Annotated in this window: 12 protein-coding genes; 6 read left to right on the top strand and 6 right to left on the bottom strand. The window is 60.1% G+C overall.

Annotated features, from left to right (window positions below; genetic code table 11):
- Positions 1–219 precede the first annotated feature (219 nt).
- A complete protein-coding gene (locus ACI77I_RS22165) occupies positions 220–1077 on the bottom strand; it encodes a LysR substrate-binding domain-containing protein (protein WP_242150737.1) in 858 nt (285 codons plus the stop codon).
- A gap of 113 nt (positions 1078–1190) precedes the next feature.
- Between ACI77I_RS22165 and ACI77I_RS22160 the strand changes: the two genes are divergently transcribed.
- Positions 1191–2300 (top strand): 2-aminoethylphosphonate--pyruvate transaminase, encoded by a 1110-nt coding sequence (locus tag ACI77I_RS22160; protein ID WP_242150740.1) that lies wholly within the window; start codon positions 1191–1193, stop codon positions 2298–2300.
- Between the two features lie 29 nt (positions 2301–2329).
- Complete coding sequence (gene phnX, locus ACI77I_RS22155) at positions 2330–3157, top strand: phosphonoacetaldehyde hydrolase (RefSeq protein ID WP_406998436.1); 828 nt, start codon at positions 2330–2332, stop codon at positions 3155–3157.
- A 128-nt stretch (positions 3158–3285) separates the two neighbouring features.
- On the opposite strand, the gene ACI77I_RS22150 is transcribed toward phnX, so the two are convergent.
- The gene (locus ACI77I_RS22150; RefSeq protein WP_406998435.1) at positions 3286–4158 is read right to left on the bottom strand and encodes a hypothetical protein; all 873 of its coding nucleotides are present in this window, start codon (positions 4156–4158) and stop codon (positions 3286–3288) included.
- Between the two features lie 140 nt (positions 4159–4298).
- Positions 4299–5243 carry a hypothetical protein gene (locus ACI77I_RS22145; protein ID WP_406998434.1) on the bottom strand — a complete coding sequence of 315 codons (945 nt, stop codon included), beginning with the start codon at positions 5241–5243 and terminating at the stop codon, positions 4299–4301.
- Between the two features lie 342 nt (positions 5244–5585).
- Here ACI77I_RS22145 and ACI77I_RS22140 point away from each other — a divergent pair, with 342 nt between their 5' ends.
- Positions 5586–6143, top strand: a complete 558-nt coding sequence (locus ACI77I_RS22140) for a cytochrome b (protein WP_094951496.1) — start codon at positions 5586–5588, stop codon at positions 6141–6143.
- Here the strand turns inward: ACI77I_RS22140 and ACI77I_RS22135 are convergent.
- Entirely contained in the window at positions 6133–7023 is an 891-nt protein-coding gene (locus ACI77I_RS22135) for a 1-aminocyclopropane-1-carboxylate deaminase/D-cysteine desulfhydrase (RefSeq protein WP_406998432.1), read from the bottom strand. The two genes, ACI77I_RS22140 and ACI77I_RS22135, sit on opposite strands and share 11 nt — an antisense overlap.
- Before the next feature lie 57 nt (positions 7024–7080).
- Positions 7081–9120, bottom strand: a complete 2040-nt coding sequence (locus ACI77I_RS22130; RefSeq protein ID WP_094951494.1) for an NADPH-dependent 2,4-dienoyl-CoA reductase — start codon at positions 9118–9120, stop codon at positions 7081–7083.
- A gap of 211 nt (positions 9121–9331) precedes the next feature.
- Between ACI77I_RS22130 and ACI77I_RS22125 the strand changes: the two genes are divergently transcribed.
- From ACI77I_RS22125 to ACI77I_RS22115, 3 genes are all read left to right on the top strand, one after another.
- Entirely contained in the window at positions 9332–10462 is a 1131-nt protein-coding gene (locus ACI77I_RS22125) for a carbon-nitrogen hydrolase family protein (RefSeq protein ID WP_094951493.1), read from the top strand.
- 4 nt (positions 10463–10466) lie between these two features.
- Positions 10467–11501, top strand: coding sequence for an AraC family transcriptional regulator (locus ACI77I_RS22120; RefSeq protein ID WP_094951492.1), 1035 nt, complete (start codon positions 10467–10469; stop codon positions 11499–11501).
- Positions 11502–11827: 326 nt separating this feature from the next.
- Entirely contained in the window at positions 11828–12829 is a 1002-nt protein-coding gene (locus ACI77I_RS22115; RefSeq protein WP_406998431.1) for a transketolase-like TK C-terminal-containing protein, read from the top strand.
- A gap of 123 nt (positions 12830–12952) precedes the next feature.
- On the opposite strand, the gene ACI77I_RS22110 is transcribed toward ACI77I_RS22115, so the two are convergent.
- Positions 12953–13423 carry a MarR family winged helix-turn-helix transcriptional regulator gene (locus tag ACI77I_RS22110; RefSeq protein WP_094951491.1) on the bottom strand — a complete coding sequence of 157 codons (471 nt, stop codon included), beginning with the start codon at positions 13421–13423 and terminating at the stop codon, positions 12953–12955.
- Positions 13424–13483 lie beyond the last annotated feature (60 nt).

Raw genomic sequence — 13483 nt, 5'->3', positions numbered from 1 at the left:
AGCGAGGCACCGAGTGGTGGGGCGAGGACTTTTTGGTTACTTTTTGGTCCTTCAAAAAGTGACCCGCTGTAAGAGCGGAACCCTACGAAGCCGTTACCGCAGCAACGGATATGTACTCACATCTACCTAAAAACCCCGTCAAAAGCTCAGCGCAACACAAAAAGTTGCGTAGATACCCATGCCGCGATGGCACCAACCCGGTCTTCAGCCAACCACCACTTAAGGCGCCAACTCGAAAAACGCCTGGATCAGCCGCAACGAGCGGCGCCGCTCCATGCAGCCGAGCATGTGCCGGTTGAGCAACCCATCGCCCTGGATCGCAATCGCTTGCACCCGTGGGTCCGGACTGACCTCCATCGATGAGACCACGCCCACGCCCAGCTCGGCGGCGACGGCTTCGGTCACCGCCTCGCGGCTGTCCAGCTCCAGCAACACCTTGGGTTGCACCTTGGCCACCCGGCAGGCGTCATCGAAGGTGCGGCGGGTGATGGAAGTCGGTTCGCGCAACACCATGATCACCTCGTGCAGCTGTTGCAGACGAATGCCGTCGGGCTGCGCAGCCAACGGGTGACTGACGGGCACCAACGCGCAGATGCGCGACTCACTCAGCGGTTGCAGGTGCAGGCCGTTACGCGGTTCCACCTCAGTGAGCACCGCCACGTCCGCATGCTCGGACAACAGCGCCGCCAAGGTTTCCTGGGCATTGCCCAGCCGCAAGTTGACGGTAATGCCGGGATAGCGGGCGCGCAGGCTGGCGATCATCGGCATCACCAGGTGTGGGCCATCCGCCGCGACTTCGAGGCGCCCGGTAAGCAACTGGCGATTGGCCTCTAACAGCGTCTGCGCCTCGTCCACCAGGCCGAAGATCGCCCGAGTGATCGCCGCCAGGCGAATGCCCTCCTCGGTCAGCTCCACGCGCCGAGCTGTGCGGCGCAACAGCGGGATCTGGTAGTGCTCTTCCAGCGCCTTGATATGCCCGGTCACCGCCGGCTGGCTGATGAACAGCCGCGCCGCCGCTCGGGTAAAGCTGCCCTCGCGGGCCACCGCATCGAATGCACGCAGTTGGAACAAGTTCATAGCTATCGGCCTCACTGATAGCTCGCATAACAACAAACAATTTGATTGATGACAAGCCAAACTGCAATTTAGGCGCCGTAGATTCAACCCCCGATACCTTGCGAGGAATTGAGATGAGCCCTGCCGCGCCGATTCTGCTGACCCCTGGCCCACTGACCACATCAAACCGCACCCGTCAGGCAATGATGGTGGATTGGGGCTCCTGGGATGACCGTTTCAACCAACTCACCGCGAGTGTCTGCGAGCAGTTGCTGGCGATCCTCAACGGCCAAGGCAGCCACCATTGCGTGCCCTTGCAAGGCAGCGGCACCTTTGCCGTCGAAGCCGCCATCGGCACCCTGGTGCCGCGCGACGGCAAGGTACTGGTGCTGATCAACGGCGCCTACGGCAAGCGCCTGGCGAAGATCTGCGAAGTGCTCGGCCGCGATTTCAGCACCTTCGAAACCGCCGAGGATGAACCCACCACCGCCGCTGACGTCGACCGCCTGCTGCACGCCGACCCGGCCATTACCCACGTGGCGCTGATCCACTGCGAAACCAGCACTGGCATTCTCAACCCGCTGCCGCAGATCGCCGATGCAGTGAAAAGCCACGGCAAACGCCTGATTATCGATGCCATGAGCTCCTTCGGTGCACTGCCGATCGATGCTCGCGAAGTGCCGTTCGACGCACTGATCGCAGCCTCCGGCAAATGCCTGGAAGGCGTGCCGGGCATGGGTTTCGTCTTCGCCGACAAACAGGCACTGGCCGCCGCACAGGGCAACTGCCATTCCCTGGCGATGGACCTGTTCGACCAACACAGCTACATGGCCAAGACCGGCCAATGGCGCTTCACCCCACCCACCCATGTGGTCGCGGCCCTGCACGAAGCACTGCTGCAATATCAAGAAGAAGGCGGCCTGCCCGCGCGTCACCAACGCTACGCCCGCAACTGCCAGGCACTGCTGGACGGCATGGCCGAACTGGGCCTGCGCAGTTTTCTGCCGGCGGCGATCCAGGCCCCGATCATCGTGACCTTTCACGCCCCAAAAGACCCGCGCTACCAGTTCAAGGACTTTTATGAGCGGGTCAAGGCCAAGGGTTTCATCCTCTACCCCGGCAAATTGACCCAAGTGGAAACCTTCCGCGTGGGCTGCATCGGCCACGTCGATGCGCCCGGCATGCGCGCAGCGGTCAAGGCGATCGCCGAGGTGCTGCAAGCAATGGAAGTGTTGGACGTTTGACTGCCCCCATTACCCACAGGATCTGAACCATGAACTATCAAAACCCCAACACCCTCCAGGCCGTTATCCTCGACTGGGCCGGCACCGTGGTCGACTTCGGCTCCTTCGCCCCCACGCAAATCTTTGTCGAAGCCTTCGCCGAGTTCGACGTACAAGTCTCGATCGAAGAAGCCCGTGGCCCGATGGGCATGGGCAAGTGGGACCATATCCGCACTCTTTGCAACCAGCCAGAAGTCGCCGAGCGCTACCGCAAGGCCTTCGGCCGCACACCGACCGACGACGACGTCACTGCCATCTATCAGCGCTTCATGCCGTTGCAAATCGAGAAAATCGCCGAACACTCGGCGCTGATCCCTGGCGCCCTCGACACCATTGCCCGGCTGCGTGTGCAAGGCATCAAGATCGGCTCCTGCTCCGGCTACCCCAAGCAAGTGATGGACAAAGTTGTCGCCCTGGCGGCCACCAATGGCTACATCGCCGACCACGTGGTCGCCACCGACGAAGTACCCAACGGCCGCCCGTGGCCAGCCCAGGCGTTGGCCAACGTGATCGCGCTGGGCATCGATGATGTGGCGGCCTGCGTGAAGGTCGACGACACTGTGCCAGGCATTCTCGAAGGCCGTCGCGCCGGCATGTGGACCGTGGCGCTGACCTGCTCGGGCAACGCGCTGGGCCTGACGTACGAGCAGTTCCGTGCCCTGGACAGCAGCACCTTGGCCCGCGAGCGCAAGCGTATCGAAGCGATGTTCAAAGACTCGCGCCCGCACTACTTGATCGACACCATCAACGACTTGCCGGATGTCATCGCGGATATCAACCAGCGCCTGAAAAAAGGAGAAATGCCTCAGAGCCTATAGCCTTCGACGTGCCCACTAATACTCACCTTGCCGAGCGGGGTGAGTGAATGCAGTCAGAGGGCAAAGCCTGTGCGCTGCAGAGCGCAAAGTTGAGATTGCTTGAGCCACTTTGGGCACAAGCGTAGTGGCTATACCAATTCATGTGCCATGAGTTCTTGCTCGTCGCCCCAAATATCACGCCGAGTCGATACCCCCAGCTTTTCTGGGCCATACATGTCTACATACCCCTTCGACATGAGCATCGCATCATAACCAACAGTAACAACACCTATACCGCCCTTCGCTTCAAGTTCGGACACTGGCACCTGTCGTACATTACCCGTCAACCCTAGAGCGGCGAGCGCTTTATGTGCCCAAAAATTATCATTTAGCTGCTGCATCGCGGCCTCAAAGGGGTCGCTCAGGTGCCGCCTGGCATAAGAAATCCCGGCGTGCTTGATTCGCTCCTGCTCGCGCTTGGCCGTCACTGCATACATGAATACGGCATCTTTAATCATTCCAGGGTCGGTGCCCCTGAAATCCGCAACGTCCTTGGCCTTCGCGAGTTCGTCCTTGGTGATCATGACTTTATAGCCATCCCTCATAACCACTTCGCAACCCATTGGATGCTCACGAACACTGGAATAGACCCCTCGAGGGCTCTGACCAAACCGCATCATCCCCGCCTTAATACCTGCCAATACGCCTGAGTTGCTTCCCTCCCCTTCACTGAGCCCCAGCCAAACATCGCCAGGTGGTTGTCCAGGCGGGCTGTTGGAAATACAAGAGATGGGTTCATTCTCGGGAACGACAACGGTTGGGCGATTGGGCACAACGGTCGTTCGGTCCTTATCCTTATCAATACTTGATTCTTTATCTATGTGTACTTTGGCCTTTTCAAGCAGACCGAGTAACGCGTTCAACAACACGGCTATTTGAGCAATCAGGTTATCAGGATCGGTAGTATCCGATAGTAAGTGGTCTGCCCGAATAGGATGAGACGCCAGCGTAGGCTGATGCATCTCCCGACTCGATACGGCCCAACCAGATCCGCCCCCCAACGCTACCCCGGATGCCACTGCATTAGACTCAGCAGCGCTTTGTCTCGAAATGCTATTGCCGACCATGTGCCCCTCCTTCTCTCAGTTGATTCACTTCACACTCAGATTAACTCGTACGTCACGCCACGATGGTTATCCGGCAGTCTTTGTTTGGTCGTGCACCCATCCACCATTCCCTCAAATGCAAAGTTTGTGTTACCGCCAATTTTGACAACACCGATACCACCGCTCTGAAGCAGCGCCGGCCACGTGGTCAGGCGCATCACCCCTTCAAGCCCAAGTTGCTTGAGACTGGTCGCGGGGTCCTGGTTACTACACAAGGTATTTAGGCCATCCATAAAGCTTTTCGGGGTACCGCCAACGTGTTCCAACTGCGCTCGCTTGGCACTCGCGGCGTACATGAATGCCACGTCTTTATACATACCGCCATCTTCCGGATTAGGGCCGTGCTGAAACCCCGAGAACACTTTCGCCCGCGCTATTTCCTTCAACGTAAGGTGAAGTTCAAAACCATCTCTCATGACTACTTTGTAACCACTGTCCGACCGCACCACACTTGAAAATACGCCCAAAGGGCTTTGACCATACTTCATCATTGCCGCTTTGATCGCCGACAGAGCAGGCTCATTGTTTTTGGTCCCATACATGACACCCGCCCAGACATCCGTTGGTCGCTCACCTTTTTTCTTTTTAGACAGCGCTGGGTACTGATGACTATCAACCGGCGACTGCAATGATTGCTTGCTATCGTTGATTGCAAACTTATCAATGAGTGTTTTTTTAACCGTTGTTTGCTCCGGGCGCTGCGTTTTATTTTGAAGTAATCGCTCCAGCGCTGGCATGAGCGCATTCAGGGTTGAAAACAGTGATTTAACGGAGGCCTGTGTATCTGAGTCCGGGGCAACCGCCCGCTGACCAGAATGTTTGAACACTTGCGTTTCCTGCAGGCCCGCTGACACTTCATGACGTTTCGAGCTCGGCCCCTCCAATCCATTCGAATAATCTTTCGAACCCATGGAGCGATTGCCCAAGTAACCACTGATCATTTGCACTTCTCCACGACAATAAGAGCCCCCTATTTGAAGCTGAGCTCAATAGATGAACATTCACCGTAACGTCACGAGCAGAATTCAACGTACATCGGCTCGCCCCTAACTCTGTGATCGTCACAAGTCATCGAGTTCCTTCCTAGGGGCGTTAGCGCTGTAACCAAACGCTGCGAATCCATAGGAAAATTCGGAATACTGCCGCGCAATAATCCTGTTGAGCCCTAACAACCCAGGTGAAAAATTGATTTACCGCAGGCAGTTCCTGAGAAACCGGCTTACAGTTACAGGACTCCGTCGCTAAAGAACGGAGGTTTGCCCTGATGAGTGAGGAAGAAAGCGATGCCGTGGAAAAACTCCGATACGCGCTACAGCACCATGTCGATTGCGTTGCACTGGTTGATGGTGCTGCTGCTGGCAGTGGTTTACGCCTGCATAGAGTTACGCGGCCAGTTCCCCAAAGGCAGTGGCGCGCGAACACTGATTGTCGAAATGCACTTTATGTTCGGCCTCACCGTATTTGTGCTGGTGTGGCTACGCCTGTTTGCCCGCAGCCTGGGCGTGGCGCCGAAGATCGTGCCGACACCGCCGCAATGGCAAAGCCTGCTGGCGACCCTGATGCATGTGGCGTTGTATGCGCTGATGATCGGCATGCCGATTGCGGGTTGGCTGATCGTCAGTGCCGAGGGCCATTCGGTAATGTTTTACGGGATTGAGTTGCCGCCGTTGATCGCTGAAAACAAGGCGCTGGCCAAAGAGATTGAGCACTGGCATGTGCTGTTCGGCCAGGTCGGCTACTGGCTGATCGGGCTGCATGCGCTGGCCGGGATCATTCACCACTACATCCTGCGAGACAACACGGCGCTGCGCATGATGCCGGGCAAGAAGGCTATCCCATAAACCCTCGGCGGCCTTGCAGGCCGCCGGTATGCACGAAGATCAGGCGAGTGCCGGGAGTAAAACGCCCGGCCTCGATCTGTTGCTTGAGCGCCAGCAAGGCCTTGGCGGTGTAAAGCGGTTCCAGCGGTAAACCGCAGGCCTGTTCCGTGGCGTGCATGAACTCAAGCAATAGCGGGCCTACCTTGGCGAAACCGCCTCGGCTTGCATCCAACAATTCATACCCCTGCTGCACAATAGCCTGCACGTTCTGTGCAACACCGTGATCCTCCGGCACCGCCATTGCGCCGTATACCGGATGTGCCCCCGCCTCTGCCAGCGCCAGCCCGGCCAACGTGGTGCCGGTGCCCGCCGCCAGCCACCACGCGTCGTAATCGGCCCAACCGAGGTTGCTCAACTGCCCGCGCGCTTGCTCGACCAGCACCGCGCAACCCACTGCACCGGTTATGCCACCGCCGCCTTCGGGCACGGGGTACAACTGCGGATACTGTTCGCGCCATGGCAGCCAGAAACCTGGCTCGTGACGTGCACGATAGCCGCCATAGCCCAGCCAATGCAGCTGCATGCCGAAGGCTTTCAGATCAAGGACGGTGGGCGTGTCTTGAGGGTGGCCGCGCAGCAGGCCCACGGTGGGGAAATCAAAGCGTTTGCCGGCTGCCGCGAGTGCGTGCAGGTGGTTGGAGTGAGCACCGCCCAGGCTGATGACCCCGCTGGCACCGGCGGCTTGCGCCTGGGCCAGGTGTTCGGTGAGTTTGAACCACTTGTTGCCGCTGATCAGCGGGTCGATGCAATCCAGGCGCAACACGGCCACCTCGACGCCGTTCAGCCAGTCCAGCTGCAAGGGTTCAAGGGGCGCGTGGGGAAGCCAGTCGAAAGGGCCCATCGGGAGGCATCTGAATGAAAAAAGGGGCGGTAGTCTAACACCGCCCCTTCTTTCGTCTTACAGCTCGGCAGCGAGGCGCGAGCCCTGGTTGATGGCCCGTTTGGCATCCAGCTCGGCCGCTACATCGGCGCCGCCGATCAGGTGCACGTTCTGGCCGGCGGCGACCAGGCCGTCCTGCAGTTCGCGCAGCGGGTCTTGCCCGGCGCAGATGACGATGTTGTCCACCGCCAGCACCTGCGGCTCGCCCTCGGCGCCGATGCGGATATGCAGGCCTTGATCATCAATGCTCAGGTACTCGACGCTGTTGAGCATCTGCACGCGCTTGTTCTTAAGGCCCGTGCGGTGGATCCAGCCGGTGGTCTTGCCCAGGCCGTCGCCGACCTTGGAGGTCTTGCGTTGCAGCAGGAACACTTCACGCGCCGGGGCATGCGGCGCAGGCTTGATGCCGGCCACGCCACCACGGGCTTGCAGCTGGGTGTCGATGCCCCACTCTTTCCAGAACGCGTCGCGGTCCAGGCTGGTGGACACGCCCTCGTGCACGAGGAACTCGGACACGTCGAAACCGATGCCGCCGGCGCCAATCACGGCCACGCGCTTGCCCACCGGTTTACGCTCGAGGATCACGTCCAGGTAGCTCAGCACCTTGGCGTTGTCGATACCCGGGATGGCTGGCGTGCGCGGCGCAATGCCGGTGGCCAGGATGATTTCGTCGTAACCACCTGCCGCGAGTTGCGCAACATCCACGCGGGTGTTGAGGCACAGCTCGACGTGGGTGGTCTGCAATTTGCGCTTGAAGTAGCGCAGGGTTTCGAAAAATTCTTCTTTGCCCGGCACACGCTTGGCGATGTTGAACTGGCCGCCGATCTCGCTGGCGGAGTCGAACAAGGTCACTTGGTGACCGCGCTCTGCCGCCACAGTGGCCGCCGCCAAGCCCGCGGGGCCAGCGCCCACCACGGCGATTTTCTTGATCTGCTTCACCGGCAGGTAATTCAGCTCGGTTTCGTAGCACGCGCGCGGGTTGACCAGGCAGGTGGTCAGCTTGCCGCCGAAGGTGTGGTCCAGGCAGGCCTGGTTGCAGCCGATGCAGGTGTTGATTTCATCGGCGCGGCCGGCTGCGGCCTTGTTGACGAACTCCGGGTCGGCAAGGAACGGCCGCGCCATCGAGACCATGTCGGCATCGCCTTCGGCGAGGATCTGCTCGGCAATTTCCGGGGTGTTGATACGGTTGGTTGTGATCAGCGGAATCTGCACCGCACCGCGCAGCTTGGCGGTGACTTTGCTGAACGCGCCACGCGGCACTTTGGTAGCGATGGTCGGGATGCGCGCTTCGTGCCAGCCGATACCGGTGTTGATAAGGGTCGCACCGGCCTGCTCGATGGCCTTGGCCAACTGCACGATCTCTTCCCAGGTGCTGCCGCCTTCGACCAGGTCGAGCATCGACAGGCGGAAAATAATGATGAAGTTCGGGCCTACCGCTTCGCGTACGCGGCGTACGATTTCCACCGCCAGGCGCATGCGGTTTTCGTAGCTGCCGCCCCAACGGTCGGTGCGGTGGTTGGTGTGGGCGGCCAGGAACTGATTAATGAAGTAGCCTTCGGAGCCCATGATTTCGACGCCGTCGTACTCGGCGACCTGGGCCAGCAGCGAGCAGGTGACAAAATCCTGGATCTGCTTTTCGATGCCTTCTTCGTCCAGCGCCTTGGGCTTGAACGGGTTGATCGGCGCCTGGATCGCGCTCGGTGCAACCTGCTTGGGGCTGTAGGCATACCGGCCGGCGTGGAGGATCTGCATGCAGATCTTGCCGCCGGCTTCGTGTACGGCCTGGGTGACGATCTTGTGCTTCTGCGCTTCTTCGTCGGTGGTCAGCTTGGCAGCACCGGCGTACACGCCGCCTTCATCGTTCGGGCCAATACCGCCGGTGACCATCAGGCCGACGCCGCCACGGGCACGTTCGGCAAAATACGCGGCCATGCGTTCGAAGCCGCCGGGTTTTTCTTCAAGCCCGGTGTGCATCGAGCCCATTAGGGTGCGATTGCGCAACGTGGTAAAACCCAGGTCCAACGGGGCCAGCAGGTGCGGGTAGGCAGCAGCGGTCATGGTACAGCTCCACAACGGATCATCACGGGACGTGGAAGGCTCGAATGGCCTGCCATCGGTTTATGTCCCACAGACTAAGAGGCGATGGACTACTGCTCAATGACCTAAACTGACAACTTATTGATCGAAATGTACAGCGCCCCTTGGCAAGCGGGCACATGGGCCCTACCCTAGTCGCGAACCCTGCACACGGTCTGTTGTCTGTTGCCCCATGCGTAAACTTCTAGCATTCACTCTGATCATGGCCCTGGTTGCCGCCGTTTCTGCCTATCTGGTCTGGACCCAGGAGCGCCCCGTGGCGCACTACCTGTCGGACTTGCGCATCACCTTGGCCGTCAATGAAGGCGAGCCTGCCGATCGCGGCAACTTGTTGGGCATCCAGCCGGAGCTGTTCCCCGCCGATTACCAGAGCCTGGAACGCCTGCACCTGAAGCTTGCGGCCTACCTGCAAAAGGCCCAGGACCAAGGGCTGATCAATGAAAAAACCATCGTGGTGCTGCCGGAACATATCGGCACCTGGCTGATGCTCAGCGGCGAAAAAAACGAGCTGTACCAGGCAGTGCATTTGAAGGATGCAATGAACTGGCTCTCGGCGAGTAACCCGCTGCAGTTCGCACGTGCGTGGATCAGCGCCAAGGGCGATAACCGCATGGACGACGCGTACCTGCGCATGAAAGCCCCCGCCATGGCCCGCGACTATCAAGTGCTGTTCGGCGGCCTGGCCAAGGAATTTGGCGTCACGCTGGTGGCCGGCTCCATTGCCCTGCCCAACCCGAGTGTCGAACAAGGGCAACTGCACATCGGCCATGGCGCGTTGTACAACGCAAGCCTGGTGTTTGGTGCCGACGGCTTGCCGGTGGGCCAGCCGCAGCGCCAGTTCTATCCGATCTACGATGAGCGCGGGTTTATCGAACCGGGCGATGAAAACATCGTCAGCGTGGTCGATACCCCGGCCGGGCGTCTGGGTATCCTGATCGGCAGCGACAGCTGGTACCCGGACAACTACCGCAAACTCAATGAGCAAGGCGCGCAATTGGTCGCGGTGCCGGCCTTTGTCATTGGCCGCGACACCTGGGACCGCCCATGGCGCGGCTTCAAAAGCGTCTCGACGCCGCCCGAAATCAGCCTCAAGCCCGAAGAACTCAGCGAAGGCGAAGCCTGGCGCCGCCTGACCCTGATCAGCCAACAGCCGATCAGCCAGGCGACCGCCGGCATGAGCGTGTTCCTGCGCGGGCAGTTCTGGGATTTGGGCACCGCCGGGCACAGCTTCCTCAGCAGCAACGGGCAAATCAACGCCGACAGCGGTGCCCGTGGTGCGCGCCTGCTGAATATCTGGCTGTAGCGCCTTGAAGCCGGTGCGCCTTGGCGATCTGTCGGTGGGCTTCGTGCACACCCTGGCGGATGCTATTCAAAGCCATGGCCTGGACCCGCAACCGCTTTTGCTGCAATACGGTCTCGACCCGGCGCGCCTTGCCGAAGCCGGCGCGCGTTTGTCGATCCCGCGCTATATGCGCCTGGGCCACGCGGCCATCCAACTGACCGGCGACCCCAGCCTGGGCCTGCGCATGGGCCAGCTCAGCCGCTTGAGCCAGGCCGGCCTCGCGGGTGTCACCGCCGCCCAAGCCCCCACTGTGCGTGAAGCCGCGCGCACGCTGACCCGCTTTGAAGCGCTGTACGGCTCCAACTATCGCGGGCAGTCGAGTTTTCATGAGGATGCCGAAGGCGCCTGGCTGCGCTTTTATTCCATCAGCCCGTACAACGCCTACAACCGTTTTGTGGTGGATTCGATTATCGCCGGCTGGTTGCAGCAATTGTCCAGCCTGGCTCAGCAACCGCTGCAAGCGCAGCGCATCGACATCGAATTCCAAGCCCCCGAGTACAGCGAGCAGTACAGCGTACTGGGCGACAGCCCGGTGCACTTCGGCGCCGAGGCCAATCAATTGCGCCTCAGCCAACAGACGTTGGCACTGCGAAACCCGCAGCATTGCCCGAGTACCTGGCAGCTGTTGTTGAAGTTGTGTGAACACGAGTTGGAGCAGTTGACCCGCACCCGCAGCCTGCGCGAGCGCATTACCCGGTTGCTGGGGCCGATGCTCAATGGCGGCCGGGAACCCGACCTGGAAGAAGTGGCGGCACGCTTGAAGCTGCCAACCTGGACGCTGCGCCGCAAACTGGCCGAAGAAGGCACTCAGTTTCGCGCGATTCTCAACGATACCCGCCGCGATTTGGCCATGACCTACATTCGCGATACGGAACTGGCGTTCGGCGAGATCGCCTACTTGCTCGGTTTTGCCTCAGCCCAAGCCTTTCAACGGGCGTTCAGGCGCTGGAACAACCAGACCCCAGGGGAATTTCGCCGCAGTCAGCGGCATTCCGCCTGAAGTCGGTATTACAGCTCAGTTGCGTCATCGACCGGATCCAGCGGATCCAATTCAAACGCGTGGTACTCCAGCAGTTCTTCTTGGTAATCGTCCATGGTGGACTCCTTGTGGGTTTAAAGCGGCTGCCAATAAATGACCTGCACAGCCAGCCTAAAGTGCCGCGATGACAAAAAAATGTCTGCGCCATGACGTTCCTGCACGTGCTGATTAAACGTAGCAACGTTGGGTTGATTTAGCATTTGGGTGTTGATGCGCGATTGCAATCATTGCAAGTGCAATTACTTTTCCATTAGGGTACGAACTTCTGCTGCCAGGAGCCTCGCCCCATGCCCGCCTCTACCGCAAACGCCGCGCAGCTGTGCATCGACGCACTCAACACAGCCGTAGATTCGCGCAGCTCGCCGCTGTACACGGTCATGCACATGGCCAATACCCTGGAGTTCAGCCGACAAGCCTGGGTGATTCGGGGCCAGTCACGCAGCCGGCGCGTGGGTAATTGGCCTAGCTGGTTCGCGCGCAATACTGGGGAAAAACCACTGCTGTACCTGCACAGCGCGGCGTCGTCGGCGCAGTTATGTGCCCTGGCGGACGAAACCGCGCAGCGTGGCATCCTGTGCAACGACATCGAAAATCAACCGTCTGCGTGGCCCAAGGGCGCTCAACCGTCATTGCCGTTGTGGCTGGCGGCCCATCCACGTTGCACGCCGTATGACCCGGCCTCGGGCGAGGAAGCCCGCGCAATTGTGCTGGCGGGGTTGCGCACGCTATATGTCGACGGCAAGCCGGGGTTTTATTACTTGGCGCTGCATGATCAGGAAAGCGCAGTGACGCTGGATGCACAGGATCGTGAAGATGCGCTCAAAGGGATGTACCCAATCCAACGTCGCCAAGGGGATGTGCGATTGCTCGGCGCGGGACGGGCATTGGGCGAAGTGGTGCACGCCGCACACTTGCTGGAACAGGACTGGGGCGTCACGGCAGCGGTGTGGAGCTGCCCCAGCTACACGCGACTGGCCCGCGAAGCGGCAGCGGCTGAACGCTGGAATCGGCTGCATCCCACAGCGCCCAAGCAAAGCTGCCATTTACGTGATTGCCTGGCCGGGAGTACCACGCCAGTGATTGCCGTCACCGGTTATCCGCAGCCGATTGTCGATCAGTTGGCGGGGTATGTGGACGCGCGTTTTGTAGCGCTGGGCGCAGGCTCGGTGCAGGCGTCTGCGCCCAGCCGTTATTGGATTGTGGTGTGTGCGTTGAGGGCGTTGGCGGATGAAGGGGCTATCGATGCACAGCAGGTGGTACAGGCGATGAACCGGTATCCACTCAAGTGAATGGGAAAACCGTCAACTGTGGGAGCTGGGTCGCCTGCGATAGCAGCGTGTCAGGCACTGTATCTGATGCGGATGTACCGCTATCGCAGGCAAGCCAGCTCCCACATGGGTTCCTCGTATGCCTCAGATCTTGCGTCGACTGCGGGTTTGCACACCCGCCTCCACCGCCAACCCCGCTGCACGCTCCAAGGTATCGGCAAACAACTGGCGCTGCTCAGGCTCGATGTGCGACAGGAACAACTCGTCCACGGTGCTTTCGTAGATCTTCCACATCTTTTTGCGCAACACACGACCCGCGTCGGTGATCGAGGCAAATGCCGCACGGCCGTCGCCGTCAGACCGCGAACGTACCACCAGGCCGTCCTTTTCCAGGCGGTCCACCAGGCGCGTCAGGTTGTAGCGCTCGATCGCCAGCACATCGGCCAATTCGTGCATGCGGCGAGTGCCCTCGGGACCGCTTTCCAGGCCCCACAGCGCGTCATACCAGGCATACGGCGGCAGGTCAGCCTCGGCCAAGCGGCGTTCGATTTCACGGATGACCGTCCTGTGGGCCCTGACAAAACGGAACCATACATCAGGCTCTTTCGACGACATGCAACACCATCCGGGAAATTTCAAGAAGGTTGCAATAGTAGCTCATCCCGGGCTAGATTT

Source organism: Pseudomonas sp. D47 (genome assembly GCF_045447305.1).
Classification (GTDB): domain Bacteria; phylum Pseudomonadota; class Gammaproteobacteria; order Pseudomonadales; family Pseudomonadaceae; genus Aquipseudomonas.
The sequence above is the reverse complement of the archived record's forward strand: the minus strand, read 5'-3'. Positions and strand labels throughout refer to the sequence as shown.